Raw genomic sequence first — 14,933 nt, 5'->3', positions numbered from 1 at the left:
CCGTCTAAAACCACTTTTCAAAGAGGTTGAGCATGCTGATGGACAGTACTTACGCAAGAATGGGGTTTTCAACGTACCCATCGCCTTCTATGGCCTGTGTTCTCAAGGATGTACCGGTTTTCGAAAAACCTGTAGCCATGAATGCAACTAAAGATACTGAGTACATTTCGGCTGAGAAATTCAGTCAGATCACCAGCTTGCTTTACGAGGCTGCTCAGGACCCCGAAAGCTGGAAGCCGTTTCTCGAGGCGATTCGCCTGCAACTGGGTGGTAACTACACCTCGTTGATTGTGCGCCCCGGGAATGCGGATGACGTGGGTTTGATTGTTTCCGCTGCGGGCGACCGTCAAGATATTGACTCGAGCAACCCCAAGATCAGCATGAGTCCGTTTCGAGGCATGCCAACGGACCGTATCGTGACGATTGGTGATGTGATGCCGGAGTCCGAATGGCGCGGCTCGCAATACTACAAAGACTGGTGCAAGGGTCTGCAGGTGTTTCACGTCATGGCGGCCGATGTGGCTACCAAGGATGGCTGCGTTTATGGATTGCGTGTCACGCGCTCTGAAAGCAGTCCTGCTTTCAATCAGCAAGAGCGAAACTTCGCTGGCATGCTGCTCTCGCACCTCAAGCGCGCGCTGAATCTGCACCTTGCGCTGCATCAGGATCGCCAGGTGATCTCGCTCTACAGCCGAGCCATGGCGCAGCTCATGGTGGGCGTGGTGATTCTGGATCAGAACGGCCTCGTCATTGAGTCCAACCCCGCGGCTTCCGGTATTTTGGAGATGCAGGATGGGCTGAAGATCTCCGGTGGAATGCTGGAGGCCAATTACGGCAACGACAACCGCAAGCTCCAGCGTCTGATCAAGGACGCGCTGATGCATACCCAGGTCTCGCGCCTGTCTATGACCGAAGGTATGTCGGTCAGCCGCCAGTCGGGTCAACTTAACTGGGGGGTGGTGGTGCAAAGCATCTCCCCCGACGAATGGACCGAAGGCAAGCAGCGCCCCAGTGTGGCCGTATTTGTACGCGACACCGGCGGCAAGGCGGATCCACCCGTGAAATTGGCCCAGCAGTTGTTCCAGCTGACTCCGGCCGAAACGCTGCTGGCGATTCAACTAGCCAATGGCCTGTCGTTGGAGGAAGCTGCAGAGGCATTGAACATTCGCCGCAACACGGCACGTGCTCACTTGCGCTCCATCTTCTCCAAAACAGGTGTGCGTCGCCAGACGGAGCTGGTGCGAATTTTCCTTAACAGCGTGGCCTGGCTGGGCAACAAATAATCTGTTGATGAGGAAATTAAAAATGGGCTCAGGCCCATTTTTAATGGACACCCTTGTTTGCTCTGAGCTGCGGGAGCCAGGGCCAGGAGGCCATCGCAAGTGCTTTTGCCGCTGCGTCATGCATTGCTTATCTGGATGGCGTTATTCATCACAGGGCTGCGCCTTGGGCGCAGGCTGTGGTTGAAGGCTTTTGTTCTTACTCGCCGGCGGGCGTGTGGAGACACGGTAGATACCGGCCAGAGTTGAACTTGGAGACAAAAATGCAAATCCCATCGGTTTCTGCCAAAGACAAGTCTGCCGCGGATTCGGAGGCTTCAGCCCTGCCAAAAACCAGAGGTTTCAGACGACATTACCTGCTGGTCGTGCTGCTGTTTGTCTATGCCATGAGCATGATCGACAGACACATCATGGGTGTGCTGATTCAGCCGATCAAGGAAGAATTTGGCGTCTCCGATAGTGCCATGGGTTTGCTCACGGGGCTGGCATTCGCCTTGTTCTACAGCATATTGGCCGTGCCTTTCGGGCGCTTGGCCGATCGCTCCAATCGCCGAAACCTGGTCTCTTATTGCTGTCTGGCCTGGAGCCTGGCTACCGCGTTGTGCGGAATGGCGTTGGGCTTCTGGAGCCTGGTAGGGGCCCGCGTAGCTGTGGCGGTCGGCGAGGCCGGTGGTACGGCTCCCTCAGGATCCATGATCGCCGACGTGTATCCACCTGAGCAGCGCAGCCGTGCCATGAGCATCTTCATGCTGGGCCCGCATTTCGGCACTTTGTTTGGGTTGGGGCTGGGGGCCTGGATTGCACAGCAATATGGTTGGAGGCAGGCTTTTCTCTCGCTGGCAATTCCAGGGATTGTGGCTGCGCTCTTGCTGCGTTTTACCTGCTCCGAGCCTGAGCGTGGTGCGCAGCAGCGTGATCCCCAGGCGCTGGCCGAGAAAGCCGTGGGCTTGGTGACCGAGCGCTTCGGCGATGTGGTTTTGGCTTTGCGTAAAAACGCTGCCTTTGTCGGCCTGGGTCTGGCGAGTTTGTTGCTGGCTTTTGCCGGTTATGCAATCGGCATGTGGAACACCTCGTTTCTGGTGCGTTCACACAGCTTGTCGCTCAAGGATGCTGGCGCTTTGATGGGGATTTTCGGTGGCGGCGCAGCCATCATCGGTGCAGTGCTCAGCGGCTGGTTGACGGACCGAATGGCGAAGCGCAGTCCGGGCTGGCAGATTGGGGTGCCGGTGCTGGGGGTGTTGGCATCTGTTCCGTTTGGCCTGTATTTCTATATGGCTCCGGCATCCACACCATGGGCCTTCGGTGGTTTGCAGATTCCGCATTCCATGCCTGCGTACCTGGTGTTTGCTGTGTTGTCCAGCTTTTGGGTGGCTCCGACCTACGCCGCCTTGACGAATGTGGTGCCAGCCAAGTATCTGGCAACGGCGCTGGCCATCTACAACTTGTTGGTCACGGCTGCTGGTGGAGGGCTGGGACCTTTGACCGCAGGCATGCTGAGTGATGCTCTCAGCGGCCTGGCTGGTGTCGAGTCGTTGCGCTGGGCACTGGTGTGCATGCTGGCTTTTTATCTGGTGGCTGTGGCTGCGTATGCGCTGACGCTGAAAAGCTATGTCAATCAGATCCGGACCGGACAAAGCGCGGGTGTGGCTTGAGCATGCAGTGAGTGCACCTGACGGGCCGATTGTTTGAAACAAGGTCTGTTTGGACGATGAGCGACAGGGCCGTAGTGCGCACCATAGGGCAAGAGAGGTCAATACACCTTCATGTCGCGCGCTCCCTTTGCGGAGTGCATTGATCACTTGCAGAAAGCCTCTTTCAGAGGCCAAAGGTGACTAAAAATCGTATGAGCAATCCACACTCCGAGCAGCGCTCGCGTCGCTATACCTTGGTATTACTCACCATGCTTTCTGCGGTGACCTTCATGGACCGGCAGATTTTGGCGGTACTGCTTGAGCCCATCAAGAGGGAATTCGGTTTTACCGATTTGCAGATTGGCTTGATTACCGGAATGGGTTTTGCAGTGACCTTCGGGCTGCTCGGTCTTCCGCTTGGACGATTGGCGGACAAGCATGAGCGCCGCAGTTTGATTGCATGGTGCCGCGGCCTGGGTGGCTGTATTGCCTCATTAGGGGCATTTGCGACCGGCGCAGGGGGGTTGACTGCTTCACGCGCGGGCGCCGCACTGGGCGATGCGGGTGGGGGAGCGGCATCCATGTCGATACTGGCTGATCTGTATGGGCCATCGGAGCGATCGCGTGTTATGAGTGTGTTCGGCATGGGCGCCAGCGCCGGCGCGCTGCTTGCCTTGCTCCTGGGGCCAACTTTGGCCGAGATGTGGGGATGGCGCGCAACAATGGCGGTCATTGGCTGCGCCAGCGTTGTTCTGGCTTGGGTGCTGCAGCTGACCGTGCAGGAGCCTGCACGTGCAGATCGCATGGTGCAGCCCGCAGGCTCTGCAACGCCTACGACAACGACTCCTGCAATTGTTCTGATCTGGCGCGAACCAGTGACGCGCTGGTTGATCATTGGTGCCGCTTGCGCATTGCTGGCCTGTCTGTCCGTGGGGGCCTGGAACATGGCCTTGCTCAGCAGACGCTTCAATATTTCGCTCACCGACGCAGGCTGGATTTCGGCGACCGGCGCAGTGCTTTCGGTCACAGGCAACCTGATCTCGGGATGGACTACTGACCGCATGGCCCAACGTCACCTGCGCTGGCAGTTGGGTGTGCCGCTAGTGGCTCTATCCCTTGCTACGGTGTTTGGCATGGGATATCTGCTGATGGGAGAGCAGCATTTTTACATCTCCATTGCTTTGCTGATGGGCTACTCCTTTTTTGCTCCTTGGTGGGCTTCAGCCACCTATGCAGCGCTCAGCCTTGTGGTTCCATCGCAGCGGCGTGCGACGGCAAGCGCCATGGTGTTGATGTCGGGGGCTTTGCTGGGGAACGGGCTGGGACCCATTGCCAGCGGCTGGCTCAGTGATGTATTCAACGCCATGGCTCCGGGCCAGGGCCTGCGCTATGCCTTGCTGGTGATGATGTGCGTCATGATTCCTGGTCTGATGGCCTATGCCAAGGCCATGATGTTCTACCCCAAGGCCTATCGCACCCTGTATGCGCCGGCCGCAGCCTAAAGCTTGCCGGCTCATCTGCTGAATCCGGGTATCTTCTTGGCCTCAAGGCGAAGAAGTTATCTGGGCAGCGTTTGACCGGATGTTTGGCAAATGGCGTGAGGTGAACATGCAACCTGCAGTGCTTGTTGCCAGATGGATGTTTGAAGCACGGACCGCAGGCATAACGTGGCTGCAGGGGCGCAAGCCGCACAGGCCGAGACAAGCAGGTTGCAACTCATCTCGCACGAGTCCGTGAAGAAACAATAAAAAAGGCCCATGCAATATTCCATGGGCCTTAGCTTTGGTGCTGATTTTTAAGCTTCAGCAGTCTCTTCCTGCGTGTACGCAACCATACCCTTGGGCACGTATTTGCCTTCGCACTGATCCAGGTAGTCGGCAGTCTTGGCGCGAGGGTTGTAGAACTGCTTGTACCAGATGCGGGCCTTGAGGAAGGCACCGTCGCTGGGAATGAACAGCGGGTTCAGGCAAGGGGCTTTTTGCGACCAGACTTCAAAGTCCTGCGCAAATGCCAGGCGGCTGGCATCCTGGAACTGCTTGGCGGAAACCACGTCGGCCTTGTTGGGCTTGCCTGCATGCGAGGTTTGTACCAGCAGGTTGTGCCAGACCTTGATCTTGCCGTCTTCAATGGGGGTGTGCATGATCATCATGAAAGAGTTGAACATGCCGCTGACCTTGGAAACCAGAATGCCGGGGCCGTGGTACCAGGTGTCGGTATGCAGGTCTGCGCTGGCACCGCCTTCACCCACCAAAGTACGATGTCCACCGCATTGGCGCTGAATAGCGTTGTGGCCCTTGAAGACATTTTCAAAGCGCTCAACGGTTGAGCCGTGGATGGGGCTCAGATGGCCGTAGTCGGCAATATTGTCAATGACCTCCATCGGGTGCTGATTCAACTCGCCCAGGTAATCCCATTCGCCATTGACATAAGTCTCATCGTTCCAGGCGCTGAATGTGGGCAGTTCATAGTCAGGCTCGCCCCCTTCTGGGTCGAACCAAACCCAGATCGCACCATATTGCTCCACCACTTTCCAGCTCTTGACTGCGGCCGCAGCTGGAATGGCGCCGTCGTGATAAGGGATGTCGTTGCACTTGCCGTCTGCTCCAAAGCGCCAGCCGTGATATGGGCAGCGAATGCCGTCACCTTCAACGTTGCTGCCGCCGCCATCAATCACCACATAGCTGGTGGTATTGGATGCCGCCAAATGGGTTTTCATGTGGGGGCAGTACGCGTCCAGCAGAACGACGTTGCCGCTTTCTCGGCCACGATACAGTGCGAAGTCTTGGCCAAAGAAGCGGACGGCCACGGGCTTGTGGGTGTCTAGTGCTTTGGCTTCGGAAATCATGAACCAGCCACGCGGGTAGGTAAATTCACCGAGGCGATAGTCTTTCGTGGTTGCCATGGGGGTTGTGTCTCCGGGTATGTTTGTGTGGACGATTGATCTTCATAGACGCTCGACGCAGCCGCATACTCTGTTCGGACGAGTCCGCTTTTACCGGCTTGATCTGGCGCAAAGTCCGCTCAGGCCGTGATTTCCAGGCGCTCTTTTATCAAGGTTTGCAGTTCAAGCATGGTTGGCGCTTTGGCCAAGCTCGGGGCGTCTGCTGCCGTACCGAGCCAGAACAGTGCAGCGGCGATCTGCGCAGGTGTGGCTGCTCCATAACGTTGGGCTAGCACTCCGTCGTCGCCCAGCGTGGCTTTGACTGCCTCGGTAGTCACAACACCGGGATTGACACTGAATGCGCAAATGCCCTGTGTTTTGTATTCCGTGTTGATGCACCCCGCCAGTCGTGCGATGGCCGCCTTGGAGGCGCCATAGGCAAAGCCCCATCCACCCTTGTCCGCGGAAACCGGTGGGTTGTATTGACCGGCGCCGGAGCACATATTGATGATGCGGCCGCCGCCTTGCGCCACCATGCTTGGCAGCAGGCGCTGTGCCAAATGAAACGGGGCAATCACGTTGCCTTGAAACGTGCGCTCCATGGCTGCAGAATCCAGTTGTGGAATCAATGCATTGACTTCACGGTCTTGATATACGGCGTTGTTGATCAGCAGATCGACGCGACCATAGTGCTCCAACACCGCATTGGCTGCGGTGTCCAGGGAGGCGAGCTGCATCAAATCCATCGCGTGCGCAAATACTTCTCCGCCCACGGCTTCGATTTCCGTCGCCGTGCTGGCCAGGCTGCCAGCCAGCAATTGCCCATCGGGCAGACGAAGCTGATGCGGCAGCTTCGTGCCCTCATTTTGAGTACGCGCGGTAATGGCTACACGCCAGCCATTGCGCGCGAAGTGAATGGCGGTGGCGGCACCGATGCCGCGACTCGCGCCGGTGATGAATACGACAGGTGTGGGCATGGATAGCTATGAAATACGGAAGGATTTCTGCAATCAGGCAAAGGCCGGTTGAAGATCTTTGAGGCGTTTTTGATAGGGATTCAGCGATGAGCCCAGAAACATGACACTGAAGCTCATCAGCATGACGATGCTGGCCAGCGCCCAGCGAAGACCATCTGCGCCATGTGTATGGGCGAAGTAGTCACTCAAGCCGCCGGTAATGAGAGGACCCATGCCGGCGCCAAGCAAGGTGATGAACAAATTGAGCAGAGCCAGGCCTACGCCGCGTTCGGATGGCAAAACCATCTGGCTTACGGCGCTGTATGACAGCGAAGGCCACCAGCTGCAGAAAAATGAAAACAGCAGAACGAACCCCATGGCTTCGGGAACATGAATCCCTCCAATGTTCCAGAAGCCTTGAGAGGGCCAGACAAAGATGGCCACTCCCAAGGGCAGCGCAATCAAGACGCCCAGCGTTGGCAGGCCCAGTTGCCAGCGAGAGTCTCGCAAGCACAACTTGTCGCTCAGCCAGCCGCTAAAAATTGCGCCACTTACGGCGCCCAGGCCGCTGGCCAGGCCGAACACCAGGCCGGCATGCGCAATGCTCATGCCGTGTGTGCGCATGAAATAAGTAGGTGCCCATACGGCATAGCCGTACCCCGAGACTGCCGCGATGCCGCAGCCAATCGCTACATTGCGCAGTGGTTTGAGCTTCCACAGGCGCAGCAATTGGCGAATCAAGGACTCCTGAGGCGTTTTAGTTGCACTGGGGGTGGGTTTGGCGGCGGCTTGCTCGAATGCGCCGCGTAAGGGCTCTTTCACCAGCACATAGACAATCAGGCTCAGCAGCATGCCGGGGAGGCCAAACGCCAGAAAGGTGGCCCGCCAGCCGTAATGCTGAGCGATCAGGCCGCCGATCGACAAGCCCAGAAGCACGCCAAGGCTGGGGCCCATCATGAAAATGCTGATGGCCAGTGATCTGCGCTTGGGTGGATAGAGATCCGAGATCAGGGAGATGGAGGGTGCCATGCCACCAGCCTCTCCAACCGCAACACTCATACGTGCAAGCAGCAGCTGCCAGTATTGTGTGGCCAGGCCGCAGCCCAGGGTGGCAAGACTCCACAGACCACAGCCTATGGCGACAATGTTGCGGCGATTGTGCTTGTCTGCCATTCGGCCTACGGGAATACCCATCACGGCATAAAGCAGGCCGAAGGCTAGGCCGGTAAGCAAGCCTATTTCCGTGTCGGAAGCGTTGAATTCATTTTTGATGGGCTCGATCAAAATAGAAATTACCTGCCGGTCTATATAGGCAAAGATATAAACCAAGGCAAGCAGAGCAAGGCTGAGATGAGTGCGCCAAGTGACTTGCGGAGTGATATGGGATGTAGGCATGAAAAGCATCGTGCTTTGGCTTGGTTTTGGCGCCATCGTCTTAATGGACGACGCCCGGGTATTCCTGAGGCCCCAGCATGAAAGCTCTGCACTTATTACATAGACAAGGAGACAGACATGAATCAGACCATTCAGAATTTTTCGATAGGCCAGGTGCTGGACATGCAAAAAAAGGCTTTTATCGAGGAGGGTCCCGTCAGCGCGCAGCTGCGTATTGAGCGTTTGCAACAAGTCATTGACATGCTGGTTGAATGCAAAAATCCGCTTTGCCAGGCCATGGGTGAGGACTTTGGCGGACGGCCTTCGGTGTTTTCCCTGGGTAACGATGTTCTGGGCTCGCTGGCTTCGCTCAAGCATGCTCGTGACAGCCTGAGCGGTTGGTTGGATGACTCGCCACGCCCCAGTATCAAGCCCTTCGATATGTTTGGTGCGACGGCATGGGTCAAATACCAGCCCAAGGGTGTGATCGGCATCATCGGCACCTGGAATGCGCCATTGTTTACTTTGTTGTCCCCACTGGCATGCGCATTTGCTGCGGGCAATCGCGCGGTGCTCAAGCCCTCGGAAATTGCGCCTCGAACGGCGCAGGTGCTCGCTGAAGCGATTGCCAAACGTTTTGATCCACAGATACTGGCGGTGGTTCAAGGAGGCCCCGAAGTCGCCGCGGAGTTTGCCGAGCAGCCATGGAATCATCTGGTCTTTACCGGCTCTACGGTGGTGGGCAAGCTCATCATGACGGCCGCAGCCAAGAACCTCGTTCCCGTGACCCTGGAGCTGGGCGGCAAGTCTCCGGTGCTGGTGAGTGACACGGCCGACCTGGAAAATGCGGCCGAACGCATTGCGGTGGGCAAGTCTCTTAATTCTGGCCAGTTATGCGTTTCGCCCGACACTGTTTGGGTGCATGAATCCCGCCTGCAGGAGCTTGTCGAGAAGATGGGCGCCGTCTATGAGGGCCTGTATCCGACGATTGACGGTAACGGCGATGTGACGCCAATCATCAACGAGCGCCATCTGGCACGTGTGCAGTCTTATGTTGAGGATGCAAAGGCGCGCGGAGTTCAGGTGATCGAAGTCGGTGGTGCACAGACCGGCTCGGATCGACGTCTGCCGCTGGCGATTGCGATCAACCCTCCACAGGATTGCGAGATCTCGCAGCATGAGATCTTCGGTCCAGCCATGGTGGTGCGCAGCTTCAAGCACTTGCGAGATGCCGTGAGCGAAATCAATGCCGGCGAGCGCCCGCTGGCGCTGTACTACTTTGGTAGTGACGAGGCGGAGCTGGCTTGGGTGCTGAACAACACCTTGTCTGGCGGCGTCACTGTCAATGACGTGACCATGCACCCTGCGCTGGAAGAGGCCCCATTTGGTGGTGTGGGTGCATCGGGCATGGGGCACTATCACGGCCGCGAAGGCTTTCTTGAGTTCAGCCATGCCCGCTCGGTTTATCGCGCAGGCAGCCATGATCCTCGACGTGAATGGGGAATGCTGCCGCCCTATACCCAACAGTTTGCCGAAATGCTCAACGCTGCAGTGACTCCCTGAAAGCAGGTCTGAATTTTTGAGCGGCTTGGTCCGTTTGGCCGATGCCCATGCATCGCAGCCTGCGGACCATGAGCCTGTGCCAAACACATTTGAGGTTTTTTCATGAATGACGTTTTTCGCCAGTTTTCGCTGGAAGGTCAGGTCGCTGTCGTGACCGGCGCTGGCAAGGGCATTGGCCGCGCTTGTGCGCTGATGCTGGCCCGGGCCGGTGCCGATGTGGCCTTGTTTGCACGCACCGAGGCCGATCTGGCCAGTGTCAATGCTGAAATCATTGCCATGGGGCGCCGGGCCATCATCGTGCCGGGTGATGCCAACAAGGAAGAAGATCTGGATCGGCTGATGCAACGCACGTTGCAGGAGCTGGGCAAGCTGACTGTTTTGGTCAATAACGTCGGAGGCGGCGGCCCCAGCGATCCGCGCAAGTTCAAGGGATCGTCCGTGGCCGACATGCTGTCTTTTAACGTCGTGCCTGCGTACAACCTGATCCAGAAGTCGGCAGCCGCGATGGAGACTGCGGGCGGCGGCGCTGTGATCAATATCTCTTCCGTTGCGGCCAAGTATGCGCAAAAGCACTTCAGTGCTTATGCGGCATCCAAAGCGGCGCTGAATCAGCTCACGCGCAATCTGGCGCAGGACTTTGGCCCCGTGGTCCGTATCAATGCGATTGAGCCCGGCACCATCATGACGGACGCACTGGCACCGTTTCTGACGCCCGAGCGCAAAGAGCGTATGGAGCGCAGCACTCCCATGGCGCGCATGGGGCGTCCCGAAGACATCGCTTCTGCCGTGTTGTTCCTGGCATCGCCAGCATCGAGCTGGATCACGGGCAAGGTGCTGTCGGTCGATGGCGGCGTGGAAGCGCCTAATTTTTAAGATCGCACTCCAGGCCTTAAGGCACCAAAGATAAAGCGCAGGAAGCTATTGAAATAATAGCTTCCTGCGCTTGCTTTGCTGCGCTGAATAGTCTGAATCAACGGCTCAATCGAGCTTCTGCCCCCATTGGGCTCCAGCGATGGGGACGCGTACCGATTCGATACGGCTTTTCCGCTGGGCGATGGCCTCGCTGGGGCTGCATGTGGGGCCGCTGACCAGGTACAGGGTGCGACCGTCCGTTCCGCCCAGGGTGCATGCAATACCTGGCTGCGAGCAAGCAATGCGATCCGTGATTTCACCGCCCTCGCGGATACGTACAAACTCCGCAGTCAATGGTGAGCCAGCCCAGATGCCGCCTTGTGCATCTAGACATATACCGTCCGGCATCACGCTGCCAAGATCTGCCCAGATGCGGCGACCGCTTAGAGAGCCGTCTGCGGCGATATCGAATGCCGTGAGCCGGTAGTGAAAGGTTTCGGCGATGATCAGGGTTTTGCCGTCCGGGGTGATGACGGCCCCGTTGGGAAAGCCCAGGTCTTGCGCCGCCGGCTGAACATTTCCTTCCGGCGTCACCATGGCCAGCGTTGCGCTTTGAAAGGGCGCGCCTGCGAATACGTCGAACCCCAGGTTGCCGACATAGGCGCGGCCATGGCGATCCACCACCATGTCGTTGCAGTCAAAGCTTGCGAACGCACTCAGATCTGCATGCGTGGCCAGGCCCTGTGGGTCCAGGCGCAGCAGCTTGCGCTGCTGCATGGACACGACCAGCAGCCTTCCGTCAGGCAACCAACCCAGCCCTGAAGGATGACCGGGAACCTCAACAACGGTGGCGATACTGCCGTCCGCATCCACGCAATGAACCCTGTTCGCATACATGTCTGAAAACCACAGCTTTCCCTGGTACCAGCGGGGCGCTTCGGCAAAGCTGAGGTTGTCAACGACGAGCTGTGGCTCTGAAATAGCGGACATAAAAGCTTCCTGCAGAAATTGGGAAACTCAGGCCGCCATCAAAGTTGCCTGAGGGTGCTCACGTGATGAAGGTTTAAACCGTGCTGCCTGCCTGATGGCCGGAATGCATGGCACCTTCTATGTAGCCGAGCTCGCTGCAGTCGCCCATGCGGCGTACCGTCGTCGATGTCTTCGACTGCAGAGCATCCGACACGCTGCTGTCGGCTTCGGCGCCCAGAGCAATGACGACGGAGTCCGCGGGCGTTTCATGGGACTCGCCATTCTTGTCCGTCCATTGAACTTGCTTGCGGCCGATGTTGGTGACCTGGGCTTGCAACTGCAAAGTGCCATGCGCCTTCACCGCTTCGACAACACGCCAGCGGCGGACGATGGGAAGCTCCGTGCCAGCGTGCGTGCCAGGATCGAGCACGGTGACATTGCGGCCGCGCTCCAGCAGGAATTCCGCCAGCTCCAGACCCACCAGGCCGGCACCGATGATGACCACCCGTTTGCCCAATGGCATCCAGAGCTTGGACAGACCTTGAATGGCATTGGTGCTGTCCGTGACGCCCAGCATGCCGCCCGCCTTGAACATGGCCCGCTCGGTCAGGCTCAGCTTGGCTTTGGCAATCTCATCGGCGCGGTCGCCCGTCATGAGACGGCGCAATTCATCGCCGCTCCAGACATGGGTTTGATCTGCGCCGGGAATGGCCGGAGCCGCTCGCTTGGCACCGGTGGCGACAAAGATTTCATCGGGTTGGAGTGTCTCTATCAATGCCGCATCAGCGGCCGTGTTCAAGCGGACGGTGATGTTGGGGTGTTTCATCTGCTTGACCAGATAGTCGAGCAGGCGGCCGTTCTCCGGGTAAGCCAGAGCGGCAAAGAACAGCGTTCCGCCCAGGCGGTCGCTGCGCTCCAGCAAGGTGACGCGGTGGCCGCGCAGGGCCGCCACTCGAGCGGCTTCCATGCCTGCAGGGCCTCCCCCCACGATCAGCAAATGCTTGGGCTTTTCCACAAAGCGGATGGGGGCCTCGAATTCATGGCCGGTGCGGGCATTCACGGCGCATTTGATGGGGTGATTGACGAAGATTTCGCTGACGCAGGCATAGCAGAAGATGCAGGGGCGCACATCCTGGGCTGCATTGTTTGCCAGCTTGTTGGCGATGTCCGGATCGGCCAACAGCTTGCGCCCAAAAGCCACAAAGTCGATCTCGCCATTGCCGATGGCTTGATTGGCAGCATCCAGCTCGTAACGGCCCGCCGAGATGATCGGAATGCCGACGGCTTTCTTGAATTCCTTGGCAAAGTGCAGATAGGCATTGGATTTTTGAGGAATCGGTGCATCGGTGAACGCAGATCCCGTGGGCAGGCGCGCATAGGCGGAGACGCTGATGGCGTTCACCCCCAGTTGCTCGCACAGCTTGGCCGTTTGCAGTGCCTCGTCCATGGTAATGCCGCCCGGGGTATGCATTTCCTCGGAATCCAGGCGCACCCAGACAGGATAGTCGGGGCCCACACGCTTGCGCACTTCGGTGAGCACCTCGCGCAGCAGCCGGGTACGGTTCTCATAGCTGCCCCCATACTCGTCCGTGCGACTGTTGAAGAAGGGCGAGAGAAAGTTGGCAATCATGTAGTTGTGCGCGCAATGCACTTCGACAGCGTCAAAGCCTGCTTTCTGCGTACGCACCGCTGCGGCGGCAAACCACTCGATCATCTGCGCAATATCGGCTTTGTCCATGACGCGGTAACGCTCCGGGTAGGGGCCGACACCCACAAAAGTCGAAAACTCCTTGGGCGTGATGGTGCGCATGGAGTCATGCACCGGCGCTTTGGGGGGGAGCGAAGAGACCCACATCTCCCGGCCGTGGGCGCGGTCGTTGGCGGCAACTTTGCCGCTGTGGTTGATTTGCAGCGCAATCTTGCCGCCATGGGAATGCACGCGGCGCGTGGCTTCGCTCAGGCCGGGAATGAAATCATCGCTGGAGATGCCCAGCTGATAGGGCTCGCTGGTGCCGCTGGGCCAAGAGATGGCGGTCGTGCCCATGATGATGAGGCCGGTACCGCCGGCGGCCCGCTCCTCGTAGTAAGCATGGGCTTTTTCGCCGCATATGCCGTCGGTGCCGGCAAAGTTTTCGCCCATGGGCGCCATGACAATGCGATTGCTCAGCTCTAACTTACCGATGCGGCCAGGCTGTAGAAGAAATGCGTGGGGGTTGCTCATGATGTTTGTCTCCTGTCAATTGTTATGAAATTCAAGTGGGTGGTCTAGTTTGGCCGTTTCGCTGAAGACCGGCACGTTCTCAGCTTTGTGTGCGCCGCGGGAGCGATGCGCTTGAATCCATGTGTTTCGTAGCGCCGATCGTGCAGGCTTGGCTTGCCTTTTGCCTTGGTGTGGATCTGCTGTTTCACGTCGGCCGGCAGGCCTGCAGGGATGAGAGGGCTCGACCCGTTGAGCGTGTCGACAAGGGGCGGCTGAGATGGCGGGGTGAAATTCATGGAACTTCTGGCGGCAGATGGCTTGGCAACAGCGTTGGAGCTGCCACACTAAATTCCCCGTAGCGGAACTACATCGTCCGTTTGCATGTGGTGCCGTCGCGAAACGTCGGTTTTGATGTGCCCACTCAAGCAACAACCCAAAGGAAAGAGACATGTCCACAGTAGTGATGACTGGCTGCGCCACCGGTATCGGCGCATCCACAAGAAAGGCGCTGGAAGCCGCCGGTCACAAAATCATCGGCATCGATATCCGCGACGCTGAGATCATTGCCGATCTGTCTACGGCCCAAGGCCGCAAGCAAGCATTGGCGCAGGCGCTGGAGCAATCTGGCGGCATGCTGGATGGATTGGTCCTGTGTGCGGGGCTGGGTGCGCAATTTCGCCCCGTTGGCAAGGTGGTGTCGGTCAATTATTTCGGCGCCGTGGAACTGCTTGATGGTTTGCTGCCTGCACTGCAGCGTGGCAAGGCGCCTGCGGCGGTGGTCATCTCTTCGGTGGCATCGGCTCATCTGCCATGGGAGAAGAACCCATTGGCTGCCGCATTCGAGAGCGGAGACGAGGCGGCGGCCCAGGCCATCGTCAGTGCCGCCGGCGAGCAGGGCGGCAATCTGGCTTATGCGGGTAGCAAGAACGGGTTGACGGTGGCGGTGCGCAAGCGTGTCACGGCCTGGGGGCAGGCCGGCGTGCGTTTGAATACGATTGCTCCGGGCGCCACAGAGACGCCTTTGTTGCAGGCAGGTCTGCAGGATGCGCGCTTCAGTGAATCGATTGCCAAGTTCATTCCGCCCATGGGACGGCGCGCGGAGCCCGCGGAAATGGCTTCGGTCATTGCCTTTTTGATGAGTGCCGCGGCAAGCTATGTGCATGGTGCGCAGATCTGCGTCGATGGCGGCATTGATGCGCAAATGCGTCCCACACAATTCTGAGGCCG

General features: G+C 58.3%; 11 protein-coding genes. 6 read left to right on the top strand and 5 right to left on the bottom strand.

Going from position 1 to position 14,933, the window contains the following annotated elements; translation table 11 throughout:
* Positions 1-35: 35 nt before the first annotated feature.
* The 3 genes from ACNAZA_RS11315 to ACNAZA_RS11305 all read left to right on the top strand — a co-directional run bounded on the left by ACNAZA_RS11315 (position 36) and on the right by ACNAZA_RS11305 (position 4,413).
* Complete coding sequence (locus ACNAZA_RS11315; protein WP_415796734.1) at positions 36-1,283, top strand: helix-turn-helix transcriptional regulator; 1,248 nt, start codon at positions 36-38, stop codon at positions 1,281-1,283.
* A gap of 260 nt (positions 1,284-1,543) precedes the next feature.
* On the top strand, positions 1,544-2,932 hold the full coding sequence (locus tag ACNAZA_RS11310; protein WP_415796668.1) for a spinster family MFS transporter: 1,389 nt from the start codon (positions 1,544-1,546) through the stop codon (positions 2,930-2,932).
* Positions 2,933-3,123: 191 nt separating this feature from the next.
* Complete coding sequence (locus ACNAZA_RS11305) at positions 3,124-4,413, top strand: MFS transporter (RefSeq protein ID WP_415796667.1); 1,290 nt, start codon at positions 3,124-3,126, stop codon at positions 4,411-4,413.
* Between the two features lie 293 nt (positions 4,414-4,706).
* On the opposite strand, the gene ACNAZA_RS11300 is transcribed toward ACNAZA_RS11305, so the two are convergent.
* The 3 genes from ACNAZA_RS11300 to ACNAZA_RS11290 all read right to left on the bottom strand — a co-directional run bounded on the left by ACNAZA_RS11300 (position 4,707) and on the right by ACNAZA_RS11290 (position 8,143).
* Positions 4,707-5,813 carry a Rieske 2Fe-2S domain-containing protein gene (locus ACNAZA_RS11300; RefSeq protein WP_415796666.1) on the bottom strand — a complete coding sequence of 369 codons (1,107 nt, stop codon included), beginning with the start codon at positions 5,811-5,813 and terminating at the stop codon, positions 4,707-4,709.
* Between the two features lie 119 nt (positions 5,814-5,932).
* Positions 5,933-6,769, bottom strand: a complete 837-nt coding sequence (locus ACNAZA_RS11295; RefSeq protein ID WP_415796665.1) for an SDR family NAD(P)-dependent oxidoreductase — start codon at positions 6,767-6,769, stop codon at positions 5,933-5,935.
* A gap of 33 nt (positions 6,770-6,802) precedes the next feature.
* On the bottom strand, positions 6,803-8,143 hold the full coding sequence (locus ACNAZA_RS11290) for a spinster family MFS transporter (RefSeq protein ID WP_415796664.1): 1,341 nt from the start codon (positions 8,141-8,143) through the stop codon (positions 6,803-6,805).
* Between the two features lie 117 nt (positions 8,144-8,260).
* On the opposite strand from ACNAZA_RS11290, the gene ACNAZA_RS11285 reads away from it, so the two are divergent.
* Together ACNAZA_RS11285 and ACNAZA_RS11280 are read left to right on the top strand one after the other, a co-directional pair.
* The gene (locus ACNAZA_RS11285) at positions 8,261-9,685 is read left to right on the top strand and encodes a coniferyl aldehyde dehydrogenase (RefSeq protein WP_415796663.1); all 1,425 of its coding nucleotides are present in this window, start codon (positions 8,261-8,263) and stop codon (positions 9,683-9,685) included.
* Positions 9,686-9,787: 102 nt separating this feature from the next.
* Positions 9,788-10,558 carry an SDR family NAD(P)-dependent oxidoreductase gene (locus tag ACNAZA_RS11280; RefSeq protein WP_415796662.1) on the top strand — a complete coding sequence of 257 codons (771 nt, stop codon included), beginning with the start codon at positions 9,788-9,790 and terminating at the stop codon, positions 10,556-10,558.
* Positions 10,559-10,663: 105 nt separating this feature from the next.
* Here the strand turns inward: ACNAZA_RS11280 and ACNAZA_RS11275 are convergent, their stop codons facing one another.
* Positions 10,664-11,527, bottom strand: coding sequence for an SMP-30/gluconolactonase/LRE family protein (locus ACNAZA_RS11275; protein ID WP_415796661.1), 864 nt, complete (start codon positions 11,525-11,527; stop codon positions 10,664-10,666).
* Positions 11,528-11,600: 73 nt separating this feature from the next.
* The gene (locus ACNAZA_RS11270) at positions 11,601-13,727 is read right to left on the bottom strand and encodes an oxidoreductase (protein ID WP_415796660.1); all 2,127 of its coding nucleotides are present in this window, start codon (positions 13,725-13,727) and stop codon (positions 11,601-11,603) included.
* A gap of 427 nt (positions 13,728-14,154) precedes the next feature.
* Between ACNAZA_RS11270 and ACNAZA_RS11265 the strand changes: the two genes are divergently transcribed.
* Positions 14,155-14,928: an SDR family oxidoreductase gene (locus ACNAZA_RS11265; protein ID WP_415796659.1), complete on the top strand. Its 774-nt coding sequence runs from the start codon at positions 14,155-14,157 to the stop codon at positions 14,926-14,928.
* The last annotated feature ends 5 nt before the right edge of the window (positions 14,929-14,933 follow it).

It is taken from the genome of Comamonas aquatilis, assembly GCF_965139575.1.
Classification (GTDB): Bacteria; Pseudomonadota; Gammaproteobacteria; order Burkholderiales; family Burkholderiaceae_C; genus Comamonas; species Comamonas aquatilis.
This window is presented reverse-complemented; position numbering and strand designations above follow the sequence as displayed.